The following is a 26,127-nucleotide window of genomic DNA, read 5'->3' on the forward strand; positions in this document are numbered from 1 at the left end:
CTATCCGCCGACAGCAGCGAGATACTCGCTGTAGAACAGAGCGAGTCCGACGGCCGACGCGATGGCGGCCAACAACCAGAACCGGATGATCACCGTCGTCTCGGCCCATCCGGCCAACTCGAAGTGATGATGGAACGGTGCCATGCGGAACACGCGTCGGCGACTGGATCGGAACACCGCGACCTGGATGACGACCGATGCGGCCTCGGCGACGAACAGCGCACCGATGACCACCATGATCAGTTCGGTCTTGGTCACCACCGACAGGCCTGCGATCAGACCGCCGAGGGCCAGGGATCCGGTGTCGCCCATGAAGATCTTGGCAGGCGCGGCGTTCCACCACAGGAAGCCGATGCAGGCTCCCGCTGCGGAGGCGCAGACCAGTGCCAGGTCGAGGGGATCTCGGACGTCGTAGCAGCCCGGGGCTGGCCCGGCGGGGCCTGCGCACGCCTGGCGGTACTGCCAGAAGGTGATGACGGTGTAGGCACCGAGCACCAGTGTCATCGACCCGGCTGCGAGGCCGTCCAGTCCGTCGGTGAGGTTGACCGAGTTGGACCACGCGATCACGAGCAGGCAGACGAAGAACACGAAGACCACCGCGGACATCGACCAGGTGGCGATGTCGCGTACGTACGACAGTTGGGTGCTGCCAGGAGTGAGCCCACTCTCGCTGCGGAACTGCAACACCAGGATCGCGAACAGCACGGCTGCCGTTATCTGACCGACGTACTTACCGGTGGCGTTCAGACCCAGGTTGCGCTGCTTGCGGATCTTGATGAAATCGTCGAGAAAGCCGACGAGACCGAGCACCGTGGTCAGGCCGAGAACGAGCAGGGCCGAGGCCGACGGACCGTCTGCGTCGTAGCCGATACCGATCAGATGCGAGCCCCAGTAGCCGGCCCAGATGCCGACCAGAATTGCGACGCCGCCCATTGTCGGTGTGCCCCGCTTGGACTGGTGACTCGCCGGGCCCTCCACTCGAATCTCCTGGCCGAAGCCCTGTTTCGAGAAGGTCTTGATCAGCACCGGGGTCAGGAGGATCGCGACCGCGAGCGCGATGCCTCCGGCGAAGAGGATCTGCCTCACTGCTCACCCTCCGCGGTGGCGCTCGACGCATCGGCCAGCAGGGCGTCTGCGACGGTCCACATCGCCCCGGACTGCGAGGCCTTCACCAGCACGATGTCGCCGGGACGCACTTCCTCGTGCAGTACTGCGATCGCCGTTTCACGGTCGGGCACCAGCATCGATTCCTCGCCCCACGAACCCTCCATGACGGCACCCTGGTGCAACGCCCGGGTGGGACGGCCGGTGTCGACGATGATCAGACGGTCGACGTCGAGGCGGACGGCGAGGCGGCCGATCGCGTCGTGCTCGACCACCGAGTCCGAACCCAGTTCGCCCATCTCTCCCAGCACCGCCCAGCTGCGGCGTTTCGGCCCGTCGTCGCGACGCGACATCGACACCAGTGCTTTGAGTGCGGCGCGCATCGAATCGGGGTTGGCGTTGTACGAGTCGTTGACGACGGTGACGCCGTCGGCGCGGGTGCGCACGTCCATCCGCCTGATCGACGTCGGTGCGGCGGCCCCGACCGCCTGGGCAACCTGCGTCAGCGTTGCTCCGCACTCGAGTGCGACGGCCGCTGCCGCGAGGGCGTTGCCGACCTGATGCTCACCGTGCACCGCCAGGGTGATCGGTACCGAACCCGCTGCGCATTCGAGCGTGAACGACGCCCGGGCGTCGGTGTCGACCTGCACGTCGACTGCTCTGATGTCGGCATCTGCGTTGCGCCCGACCGTGACGACGGCAGCCGTTGTACGCGTGACCATTTCGGCGACGAGGCGATCGTCGATGTTGAGGATCGCCACTCCCCCGTCGGCGGCACTCGGCAGCGCCTCGACCAGCTCGCCCTTCGCCAGTGCGATGGCCGCGCGCGAGCCGAACTCGCCCAGGTGCGCGGTTCCGACGTTCAGGACAACCCCGATCCGGGGCGGTGCGAGCGTGGCGAGTTCGGCGATGTGGCCGATTCCTCGGGCGGACAATTCCAGACAGAGGAAATCGGTGTCGGCATCCGCTCGCAGCGCCGTCCACGGATGTCCCAATTCGTTGTTGAACGATCCGGGCGGTGCCACCACCGAGCCCAGAGGCTCGAGGACCGCAGAGATCAGGTCCTTGGTCGAGGTCTTCCCGGAGGATCCCGTCACACCGACGACGGTCAGGCCGTGCTCGGCCGTCAACTCGAGCACCGAGGCCCGGGCCAGAGCGCCGAGCGCGGACAGTACTGCCGAACCGGAGCCGTCCGGGTCGTTCTCGAGTGCCATCGCGCGGCTCTCGTGCGGAACCGGACTGACGACCACGGCCGGTACGCCCACCGGACGCGCGGCCAGTACCAGCGCCGCACCTGCGGCAACCGCGGCGGGGGCATGGTCGTGACCGTCCACCTTCGCGCCGGGTAAGGCGAGGAAGATGCTGCCGGGGGTGACCTTGCGGGAGTCGAACTCCACCGGTCCTGGCACCACGACCGTCGGATCCGGCACATCGTGCACCGTGCCTCCGACGATCTCGGCGAGGCGGTCGATCGAGAGGGGGATCACCGTACGCCCGCGCTCGTGCCGACCCGACGCGCATCGATGGCCGAGGCGAGTATCACTCGATCGTCGAACGGATGCTTCACACCCGCTACCTCTTGTCCGGTCTCGTGCCCTTTACCTGCGATCAACACAACATCCCCTTCGCGTGCCCACGCCACGGCCTGTTCGATCGCCGCTGCGCGGCCTGCCACGTTTCGTACTTCACCGCGAGCCTCGTCCGGCACCGACAGTGCGCCGTCCTCGACGGCCTGTCGAATGATGGCCGGGTCCTCGCTGCGCGGGTTGTCGTCGGTCACCACCAGGAGCTCTGCGCCGCGCGCACCGGCGGCACCCATCAGGGGACGCTTCGCGGTGTCGCGGTCGCCACCTGCTCCGAGTACCACCGCGATTCGTCCACGCGAGGATTCGCGCAACGTCGCCAGCACGGCCTCGACGGCGGCAGGCTTGTGCGCGTAGTCGACCACCGCCAGGAAGTTCTGTCCACGGTCGATCCGCTGTACGCGGCCCGGCACGTCGACCGTCGCGACCCCGGTCACGGCCTTGCTCACGTCGGCCCCGGCCGCCGCGCAGGTCGCCAACGCCAGCACGGTGTTCGCGACGTTGTAGCGACCCGGCAACCGGACCGAGACCGGCAGCGACGCACCCTCCGGATCGGCGACCGTGAACGACTGGGTGCCGTCGTCGTGCTTGGCCCAGTCCGAGACCGTCCACTGCGAATCGGCCCCGGTCGACGCGGTCACCACGGCCGACCCGGCCGATCGAGCGATGTCGGCCATCCGCATGCCCCACGCGTCGTCGACACAGACGACGGCGGTGTCGGCACGAACCGCCGAGTCGGCCGCGAACAACCGACTCTTGGCCGAGAAGTAGTCCTCGAGAGAGTCGTGAAAATCGAGGTGATCCTGGGAGAGATTGGTGAACGCACCGATCGCGAAGCAGGTGCCGTCGACCCGGCCGAGGGACAACGCATGGGAGGACACCTCCATCACCACCGTGTCGACACCTTGCTCGACCATGACGGCGAAGAGCGCATGCAGCTGCGGGGCCTCGGGCGTGGTGAGCGCGCTCGGTACATGCCGGCCCAGAACACGTGTCTCGATGGTGCCGATCAGACCGCATCGACGACCTGCAGCAGTCAGGCCGGCTTCGAGCAGATACGACGTCGTCGTCTTTCCCGAGGTACCGGTGATACCGATGACGGTCATCTTCGACGACGGGTTGCCGTACACCAGAGCGGAGACCGCACCCAACACCTGGCGCGGGCGCTCGTGCACCAGAACCGGAACTTGTCGACCCGTGCCTGCGAGCGCTCCCCGCACGATCTCGAGTCCGGCCGGATCGGTGAATACCGCCACGGCACCCCGCTCGACTGCGTCGGCGACGAACTCGGCACCGTGTCGAGACGATCCGGGCAGTGCGGCGAAGAGATCGCCGGGAAGAACGGACTGCGCGCGCAGATCGATACCGGTCACGCTCACACCGGCGGGATCGGCCTCGCCGATCGTTGCACCGACCGCGGACGCCACCTCCCGCACTTCGGTGTGCGGTGGATGCGCCGGACGTGAACCCGGAGCCGGTTGTGAATCCGATGACACAGTCACTCCTGCTCCCTTCCTCTCTACTGCCGGCCACGCGCCTGCCGCGGCTCGATCACGCCGCGGCGGCAGACGAACGAAGACGCCCGAGCCGATGTGTCAGATTACCGGCGTCCGGGATCGTGATGTCGCCGCCCCGACTACGAGGACCGGCGGGTCGGGATCTCAGTCCGCCTGCAGAACCAGCTTGGGTCCGGGGTCCGCGGACATCGGCACGCTGTCGCGCTGCAGCATCCAGCTGGCGATGTTGTGGAACAGCGGTGCTGCCGACTGGCCGCCCGAACCGTCGGCGCTGCGGGTCGGGGCGTCGAGCATGATCCCGATCACGTAGCGGGGATCGTCGGCGGGCGCGATACCGGCGAACGTGATCCAGTAGTTCGAGTTCGAGTAGCACTTGCACTCGGGGTCGACCTGCTGAGCCGTACCTGTCTTGCCGCTGATCTGGTAGCCCTCGACCCCAGCGGCCACTCCGGTACCGCGCTGGTTCCCGGTGTCGTCCTGGGTGACGGATCGGAACATGTTGCGGACGGTCTTCGCGGTATCGGGACTGACCACGTACACCCCGTCCGGCTGCTGGGTCTCGGTTCGCTGACCGTTGGCGTCCACTGTCGCTTCGACGATCCGCGGCGGGATGCGAACCCCGTCGTTGGCGATGGCCTGATACATCCCCGTCATCTGCAACAGCGTCATGGACAGGCCCTGACCGATGGGGAGGTTGGCGAACGTTCCACCCGACCACTGATCACGGCTCGGTACATTTCCCGCGCTCTCGCCTGGCAGACCGACGTCGCTGCGTTGGCCGAGGCCGAACTTGGTGAGCATGTCCGCGTAGCGATCCTCACCGACGCGCTGCGCCAGCATGAGGGTGCCGACGTTGGAGGACTTACCGAACACGCCGGTCGTCGTGTACGGCACGACGCCGTGGTCCCACGCGTCCTTGACCGACACGCCGGACATGAAGATGCTGCCCGGTACCTGCAGCACCTCGTCGGGTGTGGTGAGTCCGTACTCGACGGCTGCGGCCGCGGTGATGATCTTGTTCACCGAACCGGGTTCGAACGGCGTGGTGACGGGCAGATTGCCCATCTCCTTCGTGCGCTCGTTGTTGCCGACTCCGATACCGGGGTTGAAGGTGTTGTCGTTCGACATGGCGAGCACCTCGCCGGTGTGCGAATCCTGCACGTACGCCGAGGCGTTCTTCGCTCCCGACAGGTCCTTCGCCAACTGCACCTGCTGTTGCACGTAGTACTGCAGATCTGCGTCGATGGTCAGTTCGACACTCGAACCGTTGACTGCAGGCTGCTTGTCCCGCCAGCTTCCTGGAATGACGGCACCGTCGGATCCGCGGTCGTAGGTCTGCGAACCGTCGGTTCCGGCCAGGGTCGCGTCGAGCGAATCCTCCAGACCGAGCAGACCGTGTCCGTCCCATCCGGTGGCACCGACGATGTTCCCGGCCAGCGATCCGCCCGGGTACTCACGGATGTCCTGACGCTCGAGTCCGACCTGCTTGAAATCCTTGCTGATCTTCGACGCCACGGTGGCGTCCACACCGCGGGCGAGGTAAGTGAATTCGTCGTTGCTCTTCAGCTTCGCGAGCAGGTCCTTCTCGCTGATCACATCGCCGAGATCGCTGTGGATGCGGGCAGCGATGTCCTCGAGGTACTGCTCGGTCTCCGGCTCGGTGGGGTCCTTCGCCCTCGCCTCGTCGAGTTCCTTGCGAACCCGAACCGGTTGGAACGTCAGCGCTTTGGCCTCCATCGTGAAGGCGATCGGATTGCCGTTGCGGTCCAGGATGGATCCACGCATCGCCGGATCGACGAGAGTCGTGGTGCGTTGCGACGCCGACTCGGCCGACAACCTCGGCGCATCGAATCCCTGAATCCACAGCAACTGTGCCGCCGCGACGGCGAGCGCCACATACATCAGGACGCGACCGGTGCCGTGACGGAACCGAAAGGTGGACGAGTCGAGACGCTTTCGGCTCGGTGGCCGACGGCGTGGAGCAGGCGACGGCCTGGTCACTGCCCGCCACCCGATGCTTCGCCGGTGGACTCGGGGGCTTCGACCGAAGGTGTTTCGAGCGAGGGGATGCTCATGGGAACCAATTGTTCAGCAAGCGCGGTGTTTCCAGCTCCATTGCTTGTACTCGGCGTGGCGGCGCGGGTGTCGATCGTGCCCGAGGTTCGGTTGGGCTGAGACGCGCTTCGCGGCGTCTGCTGCTGCGATGACTGCGTGCTCGGATTCGCGACGGTGCCCTCGCCTGCGGCCGCGGCCGGTACCGGATCGAGCGGTGCCACCGGTGCACCGTCGGCCGGAGCCGGAGTACCGACGACCTGGACACCGCCGTCCGGCGCGACGATCAGACGCGCGGAGTTCTTCGCCGGGACCATCCCGAGCTCGGCGGCCTTGCGCGCCAACTCCGGAGCCGATTCCGCCAACTCCACATCACGCTGCAACGACGCCCGCTCCTGAGCGAGTTCGGCGTTGACGGCCTTGGCGGCGCTGAGATCGTAGGAGTCTCCTGCGGACCGAGTGGTCAGGAGCAACGTCAGACCGAGACCGATGGCGAGCAGGCCGATGATCAAGGCGACGAACGGAATTCGCGCGGCGATAGCGCTTCCGTTCAGCGAAGGCCGCGCACCGGCCCCGGAACCACGCGCAGAATCCGAGGTATGGATCGACGCACGCTGCTGCCTGCGCTCGTATGCGCGAAGTGCAGCGCCTGATCGTCCACCACCCTTGCTCGTACGTTCGGGTCGCGAGAGTGGAGCCTGCGGAGCGACCCTGTTCCTCGGTGCTGGAACCCGATTGCGTTGTGTTCCAACGGTTGTGCCTGGAACCGTCATTCCGCTCTCCTTGCAATCCGTTCGGCGGCGCGCAATCTCACCGGAGCCGAACGTGGGTTGTCGTCTATTTCTGAATCCGAGGCACGCTCGGCACCTCTGGTCAGGAGCCGGAACTCCGGACCCATTCCTGGAAGCTCGACCGGCAGCCCCTCGGGACTGCGGGACTTGATCCGAGGTGCCAACTCCTGCTTGACGACTCGGTCTTCGAGCGATTGATACGACATGAAGACGACCCGGCCGCCGACAGCCAACGCGTCGAGCCCGGCAGGTACCGCCGCCTTCAACGAATCCAGTTCACCGTTGACCTCGATGCGAAGTGCCTGGAAGGTGCGCTTGGCAGGGTGTCCGCCGGTGCGCCGGGTCGCGGCCGGAATTGCGGCATAGAGCAATTCGACCAACGGGCCACTCGTGGTGAAGGGCGTGTGCTCTCGGCGTCGCAGTACAGCGGAAGCGATCTTGCCGGCGAACCGTTCCTCGCCGTACGTGCTGAGGACCCGTGCGATGTCGCCGTGCGAGTACGTGTTGAGGACGTCTGCGGCGGTGATTCCCACGGTCGGATTCATTCGCATGTCGAGTGGGGCGTCCACGGAGTAGGCGAATCCGCGATCGGACTCGTCCAACTGCATGGACGACACTCCGAGGTCGAACAGAATCGCGTGAACGGAGCCGACAGCAGGCAGACCGGCCTCGTCGAGGGCTTCGGCGATGCCGTCGTAGGTCGTGTGCACCAACGTGATTCGATCGGTGAATGGAGCCAAGCGGGCTCCGGCCAGCTCGAGCGCATCGGGATCCCGGTCGAGTCCGATGAGGTGCAGGTGCGGACAGGTCCGCAGGAAATGCTCGGCGTGACCGCCGAGGCCGAGCGTTGCGTCGATCATGACGCGAGTACCGCCGGTGGAGCCGAGTGCGGGTCCGAGCAGTTCGTCGGCTCGTTCGAGTCGAACCGGAACGTGGAGCGGGCCGGCGGATCGACGGTGGGTTCGGTCGGCGGACGACTCGATGTCGTCCGGTCCGGTGCCCTCCGTCATGGTTCCTCCCGGTCGCGCGTACGTACTTCTCGCCCGGGTCCGGGCCGTGCGGGTCGCCCACCGAAGCCGACGCGAATGCATCGAGGTCCCTGTCCGATAGGGAACCTGGCGTTGGGGAAGAACGTCAGGGTCCTGATCTGCGAAACCTGGCGTTGGGGAAGAACGTCAGGGTTCTGATCGGGCAGAGGCCTCGCTGCACTCGCAGGCGACCTGGTTCGGGCTACAAGATCCCTCCGAGGGACTCGTCGAAAGCGTCGGAGAAATCCTGTTCGTTCTCAGCGGAGTAGCGCGCCCACGCTTCGTCGTTCCAGATCTCGATGAAGTCCATCGAACCGATCACCACGCAGTTTCGTTCGAGCCCCGCGTACCGGCGATGCTCGGGACTGATGGTGATTCGACCCTGTCCGTCCGGCCGCTGTTCGTCGGTTCCCGAGAAGAACTGGCGAACGTAAGCACGGGCTTTGGGGTTGGCACGAGAAGCCGCCGTCAATTTCCGAGAGCGCTCTGCGAAATCGGCCGCGGTGTAGACAGCGAGGCTGAAATCCTGCCCCTTGCTCACCATGACCCCTCCTGCAAGCGCGTCCCGAAACTTGGCCGGCAACGTGAGTCGACCCTTGTCGTCGAGCTTCGGCGTGTAGGTACCGAGAAACACTCGCCACCTCCAGCCTCGACTCTCCGCTGCGGACCACTTTACCCCACTCTCCCCCACTTCGAACCATCCGAAGCCGGAAAACTTTGGCGAAAGTGACATTCATGCAGCTCAGCATGCACAAGATCGGCGGCATCGGCAGCGATGCCGCGGGTGATATCGCCGGTTCGATTCGGGAGCGACAGCCCTCGGGTCCGTCACTGAAGCCGCCTGACCAGCACCTCGACGTCGGGTGTGGCGGATGGACGCAGATCTCTGCCCTTCAGTGGGGCCTCGGTGGGGAGAAGTGGGGAATGTGGGTGAAAGTGGGGAGTGTCGGGGAGGGATCCCAGAATTCCCGTGCGCGGGAGTGTTCGAGCCGGCCCTCGACGCGGAGCGGAGGGCTGCAGGCAATTCTGCGGCGTCTGTTCGCGGGCAGAAAACGACAACAGCACCTCACCCGAGGGTGAGATGCTGTTCTACGTCGACGCGTGAAGTTGTGGAGACGAGTCGGTTCGATGGAACCCGGTCGATTCAGTCCTGCTCGAACCTCTTACGGAACCGATCTTCCATGCGAGAGGTGAAGCTGCCGCCCTTGCGACCACCCTTCGATTTCTGCCCGGTAGAACGCCCGGACGTCTCGGCAGCATCGTTGGCTGTGCTGCTTTCGTCCTGCGACGCTGCGGCTCCCTTGCTGGAACCGCCGAACAGGAACAGTGCCCCGGCACCGAACATCAACAAAAAGCCGATGAGACTGACGACGAGAAAAGCCAAACTGTTCGTCGACAATGCAACACCGGCGACGAGCAACACGAGTCCCACTACGAACAGCGCGGCAGCCTGAAAGCGCCTCCTGCTCGACGCCGCGCGTACGCGACCGCCCCTCACATGAGACGCGAATTTGGGATCCTCGGCGTAGAGAGCGCTCTCGATCTGATCGAGCATGCGCTGCTCGTGCTCGGAGAGTGGCACGGTACCTCCCCCTGCACAGATATTGAAGGTCATTTCGGTTACGAAACGACGGGAAGCTGACCTTGGCGGCTACCTGTTGTCGATGATACGAGCTGAATCGGCCGCTTACCACCTACTCGGTCGATGTGTTCCTGAGAAACACCGAAGTTTTCGAGACGCACGTCCCGAAAACTCCGTGCGAACACCGCATGACGTGGCGATTGTCGCCTGACGTCCAGCTGTGTGAGCTACGCCGACAAGGGTGCGGTCATCGGGTCGACGGACGCGAAACGCCCCTGCCCGCCGAGTCGATCCTCGACGGAGTTCAGAAAACGACCGACGTGCCGCTGGAAATCGTCGGCGTCGAGATCGTCGATCGTGCTCGACGCACCGGCCTCGACTGCAGCCCGGGTGGCCGAGAAGGACGCGAAGTAGTCGGCCCAGACAGCGAGGTCCGGTGCCGCCTTCGCCATCAACACCCACGCACTGCGTGAACGAGGACGCGCTCCGATCGAGTTCGGCAACGACGCGAGCACCGCTGCCGCGCCTTTCAGTGCGGCGGCGTAGCTGCCGAGAAATCGATCTCCGGCATTGCTCTCCCCGATGGACTCGGACAGCAGAGCATCCGCTCGACCCAACAGAACCTGAGCCTGACGCGACACCGGCGACCGCACTCCGGCATCGAATGCCTTCGTGATCGTCATACTCGAACACCTCCAGTTCGAATCTCCGGCGCGCACCTGGCGCGGCCGGAACCGTGGCGAAGCCTTACAGTCGAACTCCGGAGAATCCGACTCGAGGATCCGAGCCGGAACCACCGGCGCACTCGGCCCCGATTGTCGAACACCCGTTCGACACATTCAATATAGCTGTGCCCACCGACAAGTTTCCGAAGAAAGGTTGAGAACAGTCGTCACCGATGCGCAGACAACGCCGTACCTGGTCGATCTGACGCCCCCGGAATTCCGCCAGCGGCTGTTCGAGGCACTGTCCATCTACGTCGAGGCCATGGGCTATCCGCGTGGAACCGAACAGAGCAGAGCACCGATGTGGAGCGAACATCTGCACCGGCCGGGCTGGCGAGCAGTCGGTGCACTGCTCCCGAACACCGACCCGACACAACCCGATTCCCTGGTCGCCGTCGCATACGGCTACAACGGTGCCGCGCACCAGTGGTGGCATCAACAGGTTCGCGACGGTTTGCGACGCACGGGGCATTCCCCACAGAACGTCGAGGCCACGCTCGACGACTACTTCGAGCTCACCGAGTTGCACGTCCTGCCGAGCGCTCAGGGGCACGGCCTCGGCGGACGACTGTGCAGCCGTCTGCTCGACGGCGTTTCCGCGCAGAACGTGATGTTGTCCACACCCGAGGTCTCGGAGGAGGACAATCGAGCCTGGCGGTTGTACCGGCGGCTCGGCTTCGCGGACGTACTACGCGACTTCACGTTCGCCGGTGACCGACGCCCCTTCGCGGTCCTGGGCCGCCGGTTGCCTCTCGACGGGCCAGTAGCCTGAAGGTGTGATCGATGCTGTGGTGGTGGGCTCCGGCCACAATGCCCTGACCTCTGCCTGTTACCTGACCGACGCCGGCATGTCGGTCGAGGTTCTCGAGCGCGACTCCGTCGCCGGTGGCGCGGTATCGACGGTGGAACGCTTTCCCGGCCACCGTGTGGACCGTGGTTCGTCGGCGCACATCATGATTCGTCACACCGGCATCATCGAGGAGCTCGGACTCGCCGACTTCGGTCTGCGCTACATCGACTGCGATCCCTGGGCGTTCGCGCCTGGGGCCGTCGGCACCGACGAACGCGGCATCGTGTTCCACCGCGATCTCGACCGAACCTGCGACTCCATCGCCGCTGCCTGCGGCACAGCCGACGCACGCGCCTACCGCACCTTCGTCTCCGTCTGGGGTCCCCGCAGCGAACGCACCATGCGTGCGTTCGGCGGACCACCAACCGGGGCGAAACTGCTCCGATCCTTCTGGGGCCTCGGCGCGCCCGACGGCGGCAGCATGCTCTCGCGGGAATTCCTCGCCACCGGCGATTCCCTGCTGGACGAGATGTTCTCGAGCGAACGCCTCAAGGCCGCACTCGCGTGGTTCGGCGCACAGTCGGGTCCGCCGATGTCCGAGCCGGGTACCGCACCGATGGTCGGCTTCGCTGCCCTCATGCACACCCTTCCGCCGGGCCGCGCCGTCGGCGGTAGCGGCGCGCTGACCGAGGCGATGATCTCTCGGCTACAGCGCGACGGTGCCGTACTGACGCTCGGCGACGCCGTGACCTCGCTCGTACGCCGCCCACACGGCTGGACCACCAGGACCGCGTCGGGACGGGAGGTCGACAGCCGCATCGTCGTGGCCGGTTGCCACATCGTGACCACCCTCGACCTGCTGGCCGCCGGCGGCCACGATTCGGCGCAGCTCGCGCGGTGGCGCAGCACCATTCGGGTGGGGCCCGGGATCGGTACCGCGGTCAGACTGGCCACCGACGCCCTTCCGGCGTTCCCGAGCGCGGACCGGATCGAGGACGGCACCCACGGTCTGGCGCTGCTGGTACGCGACCGCAGCCAACTGCGGTTGGCACACGGGCACGCGCTGGCGGGCGATCTGCCGCCCACCCCGGCTGTGCTGGGGATGTCCTTCAGCGCGCTCGATCCCACCATCGCGCCGCCGGGACAGCACCAGATCTCTCTGTGGTCGCAGTGGCATCCCCACACCCTCGCCGACGGCAGACAGTGGCGATCGGATGTTCCCGGCGAGCGATCGTTGGCCGAGTACGAGGCGGATCGGATCGTGGCCGAATTGGACCGATACGCACCCGGTTTCGCGGGATCGGTGCTGGATCGGTTCGTTCAGTCGCCGCCCGACATCGAGCGGGAGCTCGGTCTGGTCGGAGGCAACATCATGCACCTGGACATGTCGTTGGACCAGATGATGATGTGGCGACCTCATCCTCAACTGGCCGGACATCGGGTCCCCGGTGCAGACGGGCTCTATCTCACCGGCGCATCGACCCATCCCGGCGGAGGGGTCACAGCGGCCAGTGGTCGCTCGGCGGCGCGGATCGCGATCGCCGACGCCCGCGCCGCCCGCCGTCGCACGTTCTTCGGAAGGAAACGGGTATGAAGGTTGCGCCGATCGTCGTGGCTGCCGCTGCCGTGGGCTGCCAGATCCTCTACCCCTTGGTGTCGGGATCGACCAGAGACGTGGTGACGGTGGCGGTGGTGGCCCTGCTCGCGCTTGCGTCGATCCTGCACGCGGCACTCAATCGCGGCGTCGTGTGGGCCACCATTCTCGTCGTCGTGACCGCAGGTACCGGATTCGCGTCCGAACTCGTCGGCACGGCAACCGGCATCCCGTTCGGCGAATACTTCTACGCGCAGAATCGATTGGGCCCGAGCCTGTTCGAGGTGCCTGTCGTGGTTCCCCTGGCGTGGACGGCCGGGTTCTACCCGATCTGGTGTGCAGTGACCTTCGTCGTTCGCCGTCTCGATACGACGCAGGTACGCGCCACCGCCCTCCGAATCGTGGCGGTCGCGGTGGGAATGGTCGGTTGGGACCTGTATCTCGATCCACAGATGGTCACCGACGGACAGTGGACCTGGACCGCCGGATCCGCCGGACTGCCCGGGGTGCCGTCGATTCCGCTCACCAACTACCTCGGCTGGCTGGTGGTGGCCACCCTGATGGCTGCGGTGATGGAATCGCTCGACCGCGCCGTCGGTCGCCCACAACCATCCGACGACGCGGTGCCCATCGGGTTGTTCCTGTGGACGTGGCTGGGGTCGGCGCTCGCGCACGCGGTGTTCCTCGACGGTCCGGAACTCCGATACTCGGCGGTGTACGGGTTCGTCGTCATGGGCCTCGTCGGCATCCCCCTGTTGTGGATTGCCCGTCGCGACCGACCACTCGGGGCCGGACCGCGTGCGGCCGTCGATCGCTCCGGTACCGACACGCCTCGCTGACAACCCCTGCCGACTGACATCACCTCGATGTCCTGGCACGATGTCGCTGTGCAGTCGACATCGCGAACATCTCATCGAACCCACCGCCGCCGTGTTCTCTCGGTGGTCGCGCTGGCGCTGCTGGTCGCGCCGATGCTGGCCGGTTGTCTGCGTGTGCAGGTCACGATGGGCGTGTCGGCCAACGACCGCGTCGCGGGTCAGATCGTGGCTGCCAGCGTGCCGACATCGGACTCCGACACCGGCCCGGAACTGGTGGTGCCCTCCTCGATCGAGGACAAGGTTCGCGTCGAGCCGTACAACCAGGACGGATACGTCGGGTCGCAGGCCATCTTCGACGATCTGTCGTTCGGCGACGTGCAGACCCTCGGCTCGATCTTCCAGAACGCGGCCGGATCGTTCCAGCTGACGCTGCAGCGCTCGGGTGACACCGTCACTCTGGCAGGCAACGCCGATCTGTCCTCCGTTCCGGTGCAGGGCTCGGACGTACAGTTCACCATCGCGTTCCCGGCCCGCATCGGCACCACCAACGGCACCCGCGAGAGCGACAACTCGATCTCGTGGAAGTTGCCTGCGGGCGAGGTCACCTCGCTGCGCGCCGAGGTCAACTATCCCGATCCCAACACCCGCAGCTTCGCCGGCTGGGCCGGCATCGTGGGCGGCGTGACCGTCGGCGTCGCGGCCATCGTCGGGGCCATGGCCTGGGTGTCGCGCAACCCACCGCTACGGGGCCGCGGGTCGCGCAACACCGACTCCGGAAGCTCCACCGACAGAACGTCTGTGTGAGAGCCCGCCTGCTCGCGCGCACAACGGCGACGGCAAGCGTCCTCGCGACAGCGTCGGCCGCGGTCTCCGTGTTCAACTCTCGATTCATGCCGAGCCTGCGCTCCCCGGACCACGACGTCACCGAGCGCGTCGTCGTCTGCATTCCCGCCCGCAACGAGGTTTCGACGCTGCCTGCGCTGATCGGCGACCTCACGCGGCAACGATCGTGCACAGACCTGCGCGTGATCGTCCTCGACGACGATTCGACCGACGGAACGGCGTCCGCTGCCCGTGCGGCTGCGGACGGTGACCCGAGGATTCGCGTCGCGACCTCCGGTGTCGCTCCCCCGGCCGGCTGGACCGGCAAGGCCGCAGCGTGCGCCGAGCTCGCCAGACTGGCCGACGAGGACGACCCGATGACGTCGCTGATCGTGTTCGTCGATGCCGATGTGCGACTCGAACCGGAGGCGGTGGCGGCAGCGGCCCGGGTACTGCGACGGCGCGGTGCCTCCCTGCTGTGCCCGTGGCCGGAGCAACTCGCCGAGAGCACCGTCGAGCGACTCGTCCAGCCCCTGCTCGCGTGGTCGTGGATGTCCACGCTTCCGGTACCTCTGGGCAACGCCACTCTCGCACCGTCGATGGCGGTCGCGTGCGGGCAGTTCATGGCCTTCGACGCCGCCGCCTATCGCGCCATCGGTGGCCACGGATGCGTGGCGGCGAGCGCAACCGAGGACCTGGATCTGGCACGCGCTCTGCGTCGACGAGGATTCTCGACGGCGGTGGCGTCGGGTGCGGGGTTCGTCCGATGCCGGATGTACCGATCGGCCGCGGAGTTGCGGTCCGGCTACAGCAGGTGGTTGTGGAGCGAGTTCGGTGGACCGGCCGGTTCGGCTGCGGCGGCCCTGGCACTGACGGCCGTGTACGTCCTGCCCCCGATCACCGCACTCACGTCCTCGGGTGTCACGCGCCGCCTCGGTCTCGCCGGGTATCTCGCCGGCACGGTATCTCGGATGTCCACCCGTCGGCGCGAGGTGGGATCGCGATTCGGGGTGGTCGACGCAGTCGATGCTGCGCTGCACCCGGTGTCGATTCTCGCGTTCGTCGGCCTCGTCGCGGAATCCCACGTGCGTAGGCGTCGTGGCGCGCTGTCGTGGAAGTCGCGCCCGATGCCGCGCGGCGAGACCTGACCCGTCTCACACTCGTGCGGCCGCGAGCCCCAGGTTGCTCAACACCTCACGCGTCGCGCGCGCGAAGTTCAGGGTGATGAAGTGCAATCCGGGCGCGCCCTCGGAGATCAGGCGCTCACCGATGTTCGTGGCGAGTTCGATGCCCACCTCTCGGACGGCGGCGCGGTCCTCTTCCGGACCGGATCCTGCTGCGCGAGTGAACTTCTCGTCCAGGTGCGACGGAAGCGTTGTACCCGAGAGCTCGAGCATCCGGCGAACCGAACGAAGTGAGGTGATGGGCATGATCTCGGGAATGATCGGCTTGGCACCCTGCTCGGCGTCGAACGCACTCACGCGGTCCCGCAGGCGCAGGTAGTCGTCCACATCGAAGAACATCTGTGTGATCGAGTACTCGGCACCCGCCCGCAACTTGCCGACCAGGCACCGGGTGTCCTGCTCGAGGTCGGCGGCGCGGTGGTGACCTTCGGGGAACGACGCCACGCCGACGTGGAAGTCGCCGAGATCACGTACCAGCCGGACGAGCTCCTCGGCGTACTCGACTCCGTCCGGATGCTTCTCCCAGTCGCCGAGTGGATCTCCGGGGGGATCTCCCCGCAATACGAGAATGTTGGTGATGCCGCGGTCAGCGTACGACCCGACCATCGATCGCAGCTCGTCCACACTGTGCGAGACGGCAGTGAGATGCGCCACAGGGAGGAGGGTGGTCTCCTCGGCGATCTGCCCGGTGACACGCACCGTTCGATCGCGGGTGGAGCCGCCTGCGCCGTAGGTCATCGACACGAATGCGGGCTGAAGTTGTTCGAACTCACGAACCGCCCGCCACAGCCTGGCCTCGGCCGCCGCGTCTCGTGGAGGCGAGAACTCCACCGAGAACGGGATCCTGGCCTCGGGTTCTGTCCGTAGTCGGTCGACGATGGACGGTGTACTCGTCACGAATCCTCGACTCGACCGCCCCCTGACGGATTCTTCGCTCACCCGAAGATCATAGGTTGTGCCCCAGCGACGCCCGTGAGGCCTCCCGGACGACAGATGTTCGCTGCACGTCGGCCCATGGTGTGCGCGGCTATTACTGTGGGAACCGGAATCCACGCAATTCACAGCAACCTTGGAGGATCGTCCTGTCCGGAGACTTTTCTTCACCCGTAGCCGACGCCCCCGTCGCCGCGAACGACCCGAAGGCGATGCGTTCGGCGGTCGACGCGACTCTCGCCGAGTTCTTCGCCTCGCGCCGAGGTGTCGTGGACACCGTCGGCGGCGGCTACCCCGATGCGGTGGCCGATCTCGAGGCGTTCGTGCTTCGCGGCGGCAAACGCATGCGCCCCGCGTTCGCTTGGACCGCGTGGCTCGGTGCAGGCGGTGAATCCACCGGTGCCCGCGCCGAGGCAGTGCTGCGGGCGTGTTCGGCGCTGGAACTGATCCAGGCCTGCGCTCTGATCCACGACGACATCATCGACTCGTCCAGCACGCGCCGCGGTTTCCCGACCGTGCACGTCGGCTTCGCCCAGCGGCACCGGGACGCGGGCTGGACCGGCTGTGCGGACCATTTCGGTGAATCGGCAGCGATACTCGTCGGCGATCTCGCTCTGTGCTGGGCCGACGATCTACTGCGCGAGTCGGGTATCGACGCCGATGCCGCGCGGCGAGTCCAGCCGGTGTGGTCGGCGATGCGCACGGAGGTTCTCGGCGGTCAGTTGCTCGACATCGAAGCCGAGGCAGGCACCGACGAGAGCGTTGCGGCGGCAATGCGCGTCAACCGCTACAAGACCGCCGCGTACACCGTCGAGCGGCCGCTTCATCTCGGAGCAGTCCTCGCCGATGCCGACGAGAACCTGATCTCGGCCTACCGCAACTTCGGTGCGGACATCGGAATCGCGTTCCAGCTGCGCGACGACCTCCTCGGCGTGTTCGGCGATCCCGAGGTGACCGGCAAACCGTCCGGCGACGACATCACCGAGGGCAAACGCACCGTCCTGATCGCGCTGGCACTGCAGAAGGCGGACGAGACGAGGCCGGATCACGCAGCCACGATCAGGGCCAGCCTCGGGACCGAACTCGACGCCGACGAAGTGGCCGACATCCGTTCCATTCTCGTCGAACTCGGCGCAGTGGACGCGGTCGAGAAACAGATCGACGACCTCGGGACCCGGGCCGTCGCAGCCCTCGACAACAGTTCGATCGAACCGGTCGCTGCCGCGCACCTGCGCGCCATGGCAACCGCCGCCATCCAACGGCAGTACTGAAAGAGAGCGCCATGTCTTCGATCCGCACGGTCTCCGGCACCACCGACTCCGTCGTCGTCGTGGGAGCCGGATTGTCAGGCCTCGCCGCCGGTCTGCACCTACTGGGAGCGGGCAGGAAAGTCACGCTCGTCGAGCGTGACGAGACCGTGGGCGGCCGCGTCGGGGTGTACCCGGTGTCGGACGCCGACGGATCGCACCTCTACGACATCGACAACGGTGCAAGCGTGTTGACGATGCCGAACCTGGTGCTCGAGGCACTCGCCGCCGTGGGGGCCGACTTCGAATCGACCACGCCGCCGATTCGGCTGACGGCTCTGTCGCCGTCCTATCACACGCGCTACGCCGACGGCACGTCCATCGACGTCTACTCCGATCCCGAAGCCATGGCGGCCGAGGTGGAACGCACCTGCGGCCCCGCCGAGGCGCAGGGATACCGCGAACTGCGACGATGGCTCGCCGACATCTTCGACGCCGAGTTCGACCGCTTCATCGACTCGAACTTCGACTCACCGCTCGATCTCGTGGGATCGAAAGCTGCGATCTCCGACACCGCGACACTGACGAAGCTGGGCGGCTTCGGTCGCCTCGGGCCCCGCGTCGACAAGTTCCTGAAGGACACCCGCCTACGCCGCGTCTTCACGTTCCAGGCGCTCTACGCAGGCATGGCACCCCAGAAGGCCCTGGCGGTCTACGGAGCCATCGCGCACATGGACACCTCCCTCGGAGTGTTCTTCCCCGAAGGCGGTATGGCGGCCATCGCCAAGGCCATGGCCGACGCGTTCGTCACCGCGGGCGGCACGCTCGAACTCGGCACCGAGATCGTCGACATCACCGTCGACCGGGGTCGGGCCGACTCCGTGATCACCGCAGCCGGTGGTCGAATCGCCTGCGACGCACTCGTTCTCACCGCAGACCTGCCCGTAGTCGATCGACTCCTCGACAGGGCGTCGGTGTCGAAGAAAGGCCGACGGAACGGATACGGCGTGGTCTCACCGTCGGCGGTCGTCGCGCACGGAACCGTTCCCGTCGAGCTGACGGAGACGTGGCCCGCCCGCGCTCACCACACCATCGACTTCGGCGACGAATGGGCCGAGACCTTCCGCCGCATCACCGCGCGATCGGGCAAGGGATCGTTGATGGCCGATCCGTCCCTGCTGATCACCCGACCGTCGGTGAGCGATCCCGATCTCGAAGTGGTGCGCGGCGGAGTACGCAGCGAACCGGTGTCGATCCTCGCACCGTGCCCCAATCTCGACAGCGCTCCACTGCCGTGGGGCGAGCTGGCGCAGCCGTATCTGAACGAGATCCTGACGACTCTGGAGGCTCGCGGATACAAGGGTCTGCTCGACGGATTCACGCTCGACCACATCGACACACCCGAGACCTGGGCGCAGAAGGGCATGATCGAGGGTTCTCCGTTCTCGTCCGCCCACGTGTTCAGGCAGACCGGACCGTTCCGACGCAAGAACATGGTCGCCGGGCTCGACAACGTGGTTCTCGCCGGCTCGGGCACGACTCCTGGAGTGGGCGTCCCCACGGTTCTGGTGTCGGGAAAGCTCGCCGCGCAGCGGGTGACAGGGCGCACGGGCCGGTAGGTTCGTTCGATTCACTGCGTCGACCAACTAAGCTGAGCGCGATCGTTTGCCGGTCGCGCTCATTGCTGCGACCATGATCGTTCGGTGATCGGCGAGAACCATCGGCCGACGTACACATCTCGACCCACAACTCGTTGCAGAGGAGGAGCAGGCGGCAATGTCTTCGATCTCGTCGCACTCCACCTCCGAGGATCGATCGTCGGACGGCGGCACCCCACCCTCGGCTGCGCGACGACCGTCCAGACTGACCGCAACCGGCAATTTCCTGCGCAGTCCCGAGGGCAAGGCAGCGATACTCGGTGTGGTCGGTGCCGTCTGCATCGTGTTCGGCGGGTTCGGCGCGGGCAGTGTGCGCCGACGCGATCCGTTGCTCGAGGAGATGCACCTGTCGTGGCTGCGATTCGGTCACGGATTCGTACTCTCCACCATCATCGTCTGGGTCGGCGTACTGCTGATGATCACCGCGTGGGTTCGGCTCGGGCGCGCAACCCTGCACGGCCGCACCACGGTGGGCGAACTGCGCTGGATCGTCCCGGCATGGACCGCTCCGCTACTGCTGTCGGTGCCGATGTTCAGCCGCGATGCGTACTCCTACCTGGCCCAGGGCGCTCTGCTCCGCGACGGATTCGACCCGTATGCCGTTGGCCCCGTTGCCAATCCAGGAGTTCTGCTGGACAACGTCAGCAACGTCTGGACCACCACCACCGCCCCGTACGGCCCGCTGTTCCTGCTGCTCGGTCGCGGAATCACCAGCCTGACCGGCGACAACGTCATCGCCGGGACCATGCTGCTGCGCCTGACGATGCTGCCCGGCCTGGCACTGATGATGTGGGCGGTTCCGCGGCTGGCGAAACACCTCGGCGGCCGCGCGACCACCGCGGTGTGGCTCGCCGTCCTCAACCCTCTCGTCCTGATCCACCTGATCGGCGGAGTGCACAACGAGTTGCTCATGGTGGGCCTGATGACCGCAGGGATCATGCTGACGCTCGAACACCGACACGTGGGCGGCATCGCACTGGTCGCGATCGCGGTGGCGATCAAGGCCACAGCAGGCCTGGCGCTGCCCTTCCTGGTGTGGATCTGGATGCTCCATCTGCGGGAGAAGGCGCGGGCCGAGGGGCGAACCCCGATGCCGCCCGCCCTGGCGTTCGTCAAGACCGCGGGCATCGGAGCCGCCGTCTTCGTTGCTGTGTTCGCCGTGGCGTCGGTGATCGCCGGAGTCGGAATCGGTTGGCTGACCGCGCTTTCCGGATCGGCCAAGATCATCAACTGGCTCTCGCTTCCCACGATCCTGGCTCACCTGGTGACCGTCAGCACGTCGTGGTTCCTCGATCTACGCCTCGGACCCGTTCTCGACGTCACCCGCCTGCTGTGCGCCATCGCGCTGGTCGTCGTGCTAGCGGTCGCCTGGTGGTTGGGCCGCAGATCCGAACGCGACGCGGTCAAGGGCATTCTGATCGCCCTGGTCGCCACCGTCGTCCTCTCCCCCGCGGCCCTGCCCTGGTACTACTCGTGGCCACTGGCTGTCGCCGCAGGCTTCGCACTCTCGCGCACCACCCTGATGATCCTGACGGGTCTGTCGACGTGGCTGATGCTCGTCTTCCAACCCGACGGATCGATCGGCCTCTACACCCTCGGACACGTCGCACTGGCGGTCTTCGCCGCGGTCGTCGCAGCTCTGTCTCTGACGCGCGTCGATCCGCTGCGTCTACGATCGGACCGATCCAGGCAACACCGTGCCGTGCCGAACGCACCCAAGACCCCAGCAACGGAACCGACCGGAGACGAATCCACGTCATGAAGGCTCGCGTGATGAAAGAACTGGACGGGATCGATCCGGAGCTGCACGAGGCATACCGCATCTGTCGCGAACTCAACGCCCAGCACGGCAAGACGTATTTCCTCGCCACTCGCCTGCTCCCCACCGACAAGCGCGCAGGCGTGCATGCGTTGTACGGGTTCGCCCGGATGGTCGACGACATCGTGGACCTCGAGGGCACCGACATCTCCGTGGGATCTGACGAACTCAATGCCAGACGCATCGTCGAACTCGACGTGATCGAGTCCCGGGTGCGCGACGCCTTGGCCGGAAAACCGTTGTCCGAGAGCGTGTCCGATCGAGTGTTGAGCGCGTTGTGCGACACCGTGGGGCGCTACGACATTCCGCACGACTATTTCTACGCGTTCATGCACTCGATGCGGATGGACATTCCGGGGAGTCCGATGTTCGTCTCGCGCTACCGGACGATGGAGCAGCTGCGCGAGTACATGTACGGCTCCGCTGCGGTCATCGGACTGCAGATGTTGCCGATCCTGGGAACCGTCGTCGAGCGGTCGGAGGCCGAGCCTCCCGCCGCAGCCCTCGGCGAGGCGTTCCAGCTCACCAACTTCATCCGAGACATGGGTGAGGACCTCGATCGCGACCGCATCTACCTACCCACCGACGAACTCGCGGCGTTCGGTGTCGACGAAGAACTGCTCCGGTGGTGCCGCACCACGGGAAATGTCGACGCCAGGGTGACCAGGGCCCTCGCGCACCTGATCGCCGTCACCCGCTCGATCTACCGCACGTCCGACGCGGGAATCGAGATGCTGGATCCGCGAGTGCGACCGTCGATGCGCACGGCATCGATCCTGTACGGCCGCATACTCGCAGAGGTCGAGTCACAGGGCTACCGCGTGCTCTCGCAACGCGCGACGGTGCCGCAGTGGACCCGAGCTCGCATCGCGCTTCCGCAGTTCGCCGTCACCGGCTTCAAGCGCGCAACGATTCGCTAGAAGGCCATTGCCTGAGCTCGCCTGATCACTTCGCGCATCAGGTCGCCGTGCAGAGCAGCGACGGGTGCACCGGGCAAGCTCTCGTCCTCGGTGAACAGCCACCGCAGGATTTCCTCGTCCTCGTAACCGCCGTCGTGCAGCACGGCCAGCAGACCCGGCAGGCCCTTGACGATGGTGCCCTTGTCGGTGTCGAGGAACTGCTCGGGAACACCGGGCACACGCGAACGCTTCAGCGCCAGCAGCTGCCGATCTCGAATCAGCTGCTCGACGCGGGTCTTGGGAACGTCGAGAATCTTCGCGACGTCGGCGAACTGCAGCACGGACACCGACGGATCGAGCACGTCGTCGGCATAGGGAATGGCACTCACGCAGGTAACGTTAACGGGTCCGGCATCCAGACATCAAAAGCGTGACAGTCGGCCCAGCAGGACGAACACACGAGCCACGATCGTCGGTCGGCATCTCCTGCACCGATACGATCGACTTCAGCATCCGGCGTCGAACGCCGGAAGACCAGTGGACGACGAGGGGAGGTTCGGTGATACCGGGTTCGATGCTCGATCGTCGATACCGAATAGACGCACCGATCGCGCGCGGCGGTATGTCGACGGTCTACCGCGGACTCGACACCAGGCTCGACCGCCCCGTGGCGGTGAAGATCATGGACCCGAAGTTCGCCGAGGACCCACAGTTCGTCCAGCGCTTCGAGTTCGAGGCACGGGCAGTGGCCAAGCTCAGTCACCCGGGCCTCGTCGCCGTCTACGACCACGGTCGAGACGGCGAACACGCCTTCCTCGTCATGGAACTCGTCGAGGGAGGAACTCTGCGTGAGCTGCTGCGCGAGCGTGGACCGATGCCTCCGCATGCTGCAGCGGCCGTCATCCGGCCGGTCCTCGACGCACTCGCCGTCGCCCACCGAGCCGGTCTGGTGCACCGCGACATCAAGCCCGAGAACATCCTGATCAGCGACGACGGTGACGTGAAGATCGCGGACTTCGGACTCGTCCGAGCCATAGCGGCCTCCACCGTGACGTCGAGCAGTGTGATTCTGGGCACCGCCGCGTACCTGTCTCCCGAGCAGGTCACCACCGGTTCCGCGTCCGCGAGCAGCGATGTCTACGGCGTCGGTGTCGTGTTGTTCGAGCTGCTGACCGGACGCACGCCGTTCACCGGCGACACCTCGCTGTCCATCGCCTACCAGCGCATCGACAACGACGTACCGCTCCCCTCCACCCTCATCGCAGGCGTCCCCCCGCAGTTCGACGAGGTGGTCCAGCGTGCCACCGTCCGCGCCCCGGAACACCGGTACCGCAATGCCGACGACATGGCCCGGGCCCTGCGCGCGGCCGCGTCGGCGCTGGCGCTGCCCGAGTACCGAGTGCCGGCACCCAAGCGCTCGGCCGAGCACCTGAGCTCGGCCGCAGCCGGAGCACCGACGACGGTCGCGGGCAACCGTCCGCCGTCCGCTCGCACCCAGGTCGTGGACACTTCGCCGCCGCCATCTCCGCAACACGGGGTGCAGCACACCAGGGTGGTCACCTCGCCCACAGCGCGGGGCATCGACGACGGCCAGGACATCGCCGAGGTGCCGCCCGCCGGACCACCCCCGACCGGCAGGCGGCACTACGAGTTCCCCGATTTCGACGCCGACCGCCAGCGCTCGCGCCGAGCGATCGTCATCTGGCTCCTCGTCGTCGCCCTGCTCGCGGTGTTGGTCGGCTTCGGCGGATGGTGGATGGGCTCGGGTCGCTACACCGCAGTCCCGATGGTGGACGGGCTCGACACCACCGGTGCCACCAGTGCCGTGGAAGCCGCCGGTCTCGAAGCCGCGGTGCGCGGAACCTACTCCGACTCGGTGGACACCGACCTTCTCATCGGCACCGACCCCACCGGCGGATCGCGAATCGCCAAGGGCGACACGGTGTCTCTGTTGGTGTCACTGGGACGCCCCACCGTTCCCTCGATCGACACGAGCGCATCCGTCGACGACATGGAGCAGCAACTGCGAGACCGAACGTTCACGCCCGTCGACGGCGGCGAGGCCTTCAGCACGTCCGCTCCGATCGGCGGCGTCGCAGCCCTGGACCCGCCGCCCGGCACCGTACTGACCACGGGAAGCTCGGTCACGGTGCTGCGCAGCAAGGGGGCACCGCCGGTCGAGGTACCCGACGTACGCGGGCAGAGCGTCGACCAGGCCAGGACAACGCTGGAATCGGTGGGCATCACCGTCGGCGAGGTTCGGGAGACCTTCGACGAGGACACCGACGGCGGCAGGGCGATAGGGACGACGCCGGAGGCCGGGCAGACGGTGCGATCCGGGACCACCGCTGCGCTCGAGGTGTCCAACGCCGTCACCGTGCCGTCGCTGCTGGGTCGCTCGGTCGGCTCGGCCCGGACCGCTGTCGAGACGTTGGGCCTGACGATCGACGTGCGTCAGGTGGTGGACACCGACGGGTCGCTGATCATCACCCAGAGCCCCGGAGCCGGTTCTCGGGTGGAACCGGGCTCCGAGGTCATGGTCGTCTCGCTACCCTGATCAGTCGCGGAGCATCTCGGCGACCAGGAATGCCAGTTCGATGCTCTGCTGCGTGTTCAGACGCGGGTCGCAGGCGGTCTCGTACCGGCCGGCGAGGTCCAGGTCCGAGATGTCCTGGGCACCGCCGAGGCACTCGGTGACGTTGTCGCCGGTCAGTTCGACGTGAATTCCGCCCGGATGCGTTCCGAGGCCGTTGTGCACCTCGAAGAATCCCTGGACCTCGTCGACGATGCGGTCGAAGTGGCGCGTCTTGTAGCCGGTCGAGGCCTCGTGAGTGTTGCCGTGCATCGGATCGCACTGCCAGATGACCTGGTGGCCGGTGGCCTGAACCTTCTCGATGATGGCGGGCAGGATGTCGCGAACCTTGCCGTTGCCCATGCGTGAGATCAGCGTCAGACGTCCCGGCTTGTTGGTCGGGTCGAGGCGCTCGACGTACTCGACGGCCATCTCGGGCGTGGTCGTGGGCCCGATCTTGAGACCGATCGGGTTGGAGATCAGCTCGGCCAGCGCGATGTGCGCCCCGTCGAGCTGGCGGGTGCGGTCGCCGATCCACAGGAAGTGCGCGGACAGGTCGTACAGCTTGGGGTGATCGTCGGTGTTGTCCAGGCGCAGCATCGCACGCTCGTAGTCGAGAACGAGCGCTTCGTGGCTGGCGAAGATCTGCGCGGTGTGCAGGTTCGGGTCGGAGACGCCGCAGGCATCCATGAAGCGCAGGCCGCGATCGATCTCCCCCGCGAGCGCCTCGTAGCGCGCACCGGCGGGCGACTGGGCGACGAACTCGCGGTTCCAGTCGTGCACCTTGTGCAGATCCGCCATCCCTGCACCGGTGAGTGCGCGGACCAGGTTCATCGCCGCGCTGGCATTGGCGTACGCGCGCACCAGTCGTGACGGATCGTGGCCGCGGACGCTCTCGTCGGCGACGAGCGAGTTGATCATGTCGCCGCGGTAGGACTGCAGACCGAGCGCGTCGATGTTCGACGACCGCGGCTTGGCGTACTGACCGGCGATACGGGCGACCTTGACCACCGGCATGCTCGCGCCGTAGGTGAGCACCACAGCCATCTGCAGCAGCGTGCGGATGTTGCCCTTGATGTGCGGCTCGGTGTTGTCGACGAACGTCTCGGCGCAATCGCCACCCTGCAGCAGGAAGGCCTCGCCTCGGGCGACGGCCGCGAGCTTGTCCGACAACGCCTCCACCTCACCGGCGACGGTGATCGGTGGCACGCTCTCGAGCACCTTGCGCATGTCGGCAGCATGCTCGGGATCCCACTGCGGTTGCTGCGCAGCCGGCTTGGCCAACGCATCGTCCAATCGAGAGCGCAGCGTCGGCGACAACGGCGGCAGGTCGGGCAAGCGATCGATGGGTACGTCGACAGTCCAGTTCACGGCTACAGGATATTCGCACCGCCGAAGCCGCAGGACAA

The 26,127-nt window shown here is 66.5% G+C and carries 22 protein-coding genes; 10 read left to right on the forward strand and 12 right to left on the reverse strand.

The genetic code is table 11. From position 1 onward, the window contains the following. The 9 genes from mraY to R3P95_RS13930 all read right to left on the reverse strand — a co-directional run bounded on the left by mraY (position 1) and on the right by R3P95_RS13930 (position 10,340). Entirely contained in the window at positions 1-1,086 is a 1,086-nt protein-coding gene (mraY, locus tag R3P95_RS13890; RefSeq protein WP_032394385.1) for a phospho-N-acetylmuramoyl-pentapeptide-transferase, read from the reverse strand. Next, positions 1,083-2,591, reverse strand: a complete 1,509-nt coding sequence (locus R3P95_RS13895) for a UDP-N-acetylmuramoyl-tripeptide--D-alanyl-D-alanine ligase (protein WP_269593899.1) — start codon at positions 2,589-2,591, stop codon at positions 1,083-1,085. The genes mraY and R3P95_RS13895 overlap by 4 nt, the downstream gene beginning before the upstream one ends. Next, positions 2,588-4,189, reverse strand: a complete 1,602-nt coding sequence (locus tag R3P95_RS13900; protein ID WP_269593898.1) for a UDP-N-acetylmuramoyl-L-alanyl-D-glutamate--2,6-diaminopimelate ligase — start codon at positions 4,187-4,189, stop codon at positions 2,588-2,590. The genes R3P95_RS13895 and R3P95_RS13900 overlap by 4 nt, the downstream gene beginning before the upstream one ends. 159 nt (positions 4,190-4,348) lie before the next feature. Continuing rightward, positions 4,349-6,205, reverse strand: coding sequence for a peptidoglycan D,D-transpeptidase FtsI family protein (locus R3P95_RS13905; protein WP_269593897.1), 1,857 nt, complete (start codon positions 6,203-6,205; stop codon positions 4,349-4,351). Further along, positions 6,202-7,029, reverse strand: coding sequence for a hypothetical protein (locus R3P95_RS13910; RefSeq protein WP_269593896.1), 828 nt, complete (start codon positions 7,027-7,029; stop codon positions 6,202-6,204). The genes R3P95_RS13905 and R3P95_RS13910 overlap by 4 nt, the downstream gene beginning before the upstream one ends. After that, positions 7,026-8,057 carry a 16S rRNA (cytosine(1402)-N(4))-methyltransferase RsmH gene (rsmH, locus tag R3P95_RS13915; protein ID WP_269593895.1) on the reverse strand — a complete coding sequence of 344 codons (1,032 nt, stop codon included), beginning with the start codon at positions 8,055-8,057 and terminating at the stop codon, positions 7,026-7,028. The genes R3P95_RS13910 and rsmH overlap by 4 nt, the downstream gene beginning before the upstream one ends. A 220-nt stretch (positions 8,058-8,277) precedes the next feature. Continuing rightward, the gene (mraZ, locus tag R3P95_RS13920; protein ID WP_027497352.1) at positions 8,278-8,709 is read right to left on the reverse strand and encodes a division/cell wall cluster transcriptional repressor MraZ; all 432 of its coding nucleotides are present in this window, start codon (positions 8,707-8,709) and stop codon (positions 8,278-8,280) included. A 510-nt stretch (positions 8,710-9,219) separates the two neighbouring features. Beyond that, positions 9,220-9,657, reverse strand: coding sequence for a DUF3040 domain-containing protein (locus R3P95_RS13925; RefSeq protein ID WP_269593893.1), 438 nt, complete (start codon positions 9,655-9,657; stop codon positions 9,220-9,222). A gap of 227 nt (positions 9,658-9,884) precedes the next feature. Then, entirely contained in the window at positions 9,885-10,340 is a 456-nt protein-coding gene (locus tag R3P95_RS13930; protein WP_269593892.1) for an SAV_6107 family HEPN domain-containing protein, read from the reverse strand. 196 nt (positions 10,341-10,536) lie between these two features. On the opposite strand from R3P95_RS13930, the gene R3P95_RS13935 reads away from it, so the two are divergent. Genes R3P95_RS13935 through R3P95_RS13955 form a run of 5 tightly spaced genes read left to right on the forward strand, consistent with a single transcriptional unit; the run spans position 10,537 to position 15,554 of the window. Beyond that, a complete protein-coding gene (locus tag R3P95_RS13935) occupies positions 10,537-11,154 on the forward strand; it encodes a GNAT family N-acetyltransferase (protein ID WP_317548575.1) in 618 nt (205 codons plus the stop codon). 4 nt (positions 11,155-11,158) lie between these two features. Beyond that, positions 11,159-12,766: a phytoene desaturase family protein gene (locus tag R3P95_RS13940; protein ID WP_269593890.1), complete on the forward strand. Its 1,608-nt coding sequence runs from the start codon at positions 11,159-11,161 to the stop codon at positions 12,764-12,766. Further along, the gene (locus tag R3P95_RS13945) at positions 12,763-13,605 is read left to right on the forward strand and encodes a carotenoid biosynthesis protein (protein ID WP_269593889.1); all 843 of its coding nucleotides are present in this window, start codon (positions 12,763-12,765) and stop codon (positions 13,603-13,605) included. Before R3P95_RS13940 ends, R3P95_RS13945 begins: the two co-directional genes overlap by 4 nt. Before the next feature lie 27 nt (positions 13,606-13,632). Beyond that, positions 13,633-14,388, forward strand: a complete 756-nt coding sequence (locus R3P95_RS13950; RefSeq protein WP_176460266.1) for an LppM family (lipo)protein — start codon at positions 13,633-13,635, stop codon at positions 14,386-14,388. Then, positions 14,385-15,554 carry a glycosyltransferase gene (locus tag R3P95_RS13955; protein WP_317548576.1) on the forward strand — a complete coding sequence of 390 codons (1,170 nt, stop codon included), beginning with the start codon at positions 14,385-14,387 and terminating at the stop codon, positions 15,552-15,554. Before R3P95_RS13950 ends, R3P95_RS13955 begins: the two co-directional genes overlap by 4 nt. A gap of 6 nt (positions 15,555-15,560) precedes the next feature. On the opposite strand, the gene metF is transcribed toward R3P95_RS13955, so the two are convergent. Further along, complete coding sequence (gene metF, locus R3P95_RS13960) at positions 15,561-16,487, reverse strand: methylenetetrahydrofolate reductase [NAD(P)H] (protein ID WP_269593991.1); 927 nt, start codon at positions 16,485-16,487, stop codon at positions 15,561-15,563. A gap of 248 nt (positions 16,488-16,735) precedes the next feature. On the opposite strand from metF, the gene R3P95_RS13965 reads away from it, so the two are divergent. The 4 genes from R3P95_RS13965 to R3P95_RS13980 all read left to right on the forward strand — a co-directional run bounded on the left by R3P95_RS13965 (position 16,736) and on the right by R3P95_RS13980 (position 22,167). Beyond that, complete coding sequence (locus R3P95_RS13965; protein WP_068052016.1) at positions 16,736-17,794, forward strand: polyprenyl synthetase family protein; 1,059 nt, start codon at positions 16,736-16,738, stop codon at positions 17,792-17,794. Positions 17,795-17,805: 11 nt separating this feature from the next. Next, positions 17,806-19,389, forward strand: coding sequence for a phytoene desaturase family protein (gene crtI / locus R3P95_RS13970; RefSeq protein WP_269593887.1), 1,584 nt, complete (start codon positions 17,806-17,808; stop codon positions 19,387-19,389). Between the two features lie 157 nt (positions 19,390-19,546). After that, positions 19,547-21,190 (forward strand): alpha-(1->6)-mannopyranosyltransferase A, encoded by a 1,644-nt coding sequence (locus tag R3P95_RS13975; RefSeq protein WP_269593886.1) that lies wholly within the window; start codon positions 19,547-19,549, stop codon positions 21,188-21,190. An 11-nt stretch (positions 21,191-21,201) separates the two neighbouring features. Beyond that, the gene (locus tag R3P95_RS13980) at positions 21,202-22,167 is read left to right on the forward strand and encodes a phytoene/squalene synthase family protein (protein ID WP_068052046.1); all 966 of its coding nucleotides are present in this window, start codon (positions 21,202-21,204) and stop codon (positions 22,165-22,167) included. Here the strand turns inward: R3P95_RS13980 and R3P95_RS13985 are convergent. Further along, positions 22,164-22,535: an Rv2175c family DNA-binding protein gene (locus tag R3P95_RS13985; RefSeq protein ID WP_068052028.1), complete on the reverse strand. Its 372-nt coding sequence runs from the start codon at positions 22,533-22,535 to the stop codon at positions 22,164-22,166. The two genes, R3P95_RS13980 and R3P95_RS13985, sit on opposite strands and share 4 nt — an antisense overlap. 185 nt (positions 22,536-22,720) lie before the next feature. On the opposite strand from R3P95_RS13985, the gene pknB reads away from it, so the two are divergent. After that, positions 22,721-24,703 (forward strand): Stk1 family PASTA domain-containing Ser/Thr kinase, encoded by a 1,983-nt coding sequence (gene pknB / locus R3P95_RS13990; protein ID WP_269593989.1) that lies wholly within the window; start codon positions 22,721-22,723, stop codon positions 24,701-24,703. Here pknB and R3P95_RS13995 read toward each other — a convergent pair whose 3' ends face one another. Then, a complete protein-coding gene (locus tag R3P95_RS13995) occupies positions 24,704-26,089 on the reverse strand; it encodes a class II 3-deoxy-7-phosphoheptulonate synthase (protein ID WP_032394396.1) in 1,386 nt (461 codons plus the stop codon). Positions 26,090-26,127: the final 38 nt, after the last annotated feature.

This window comes from Rhodococcus cercidiphylli (assembly GCF_033042225.1).
In the GTDB taxonomy this organism is placed as follows: Bacteria; Actinomycetota; Actinomycetes; order Mycobacteriales; family Mycobacteriaceae; genus Rhodococcoides.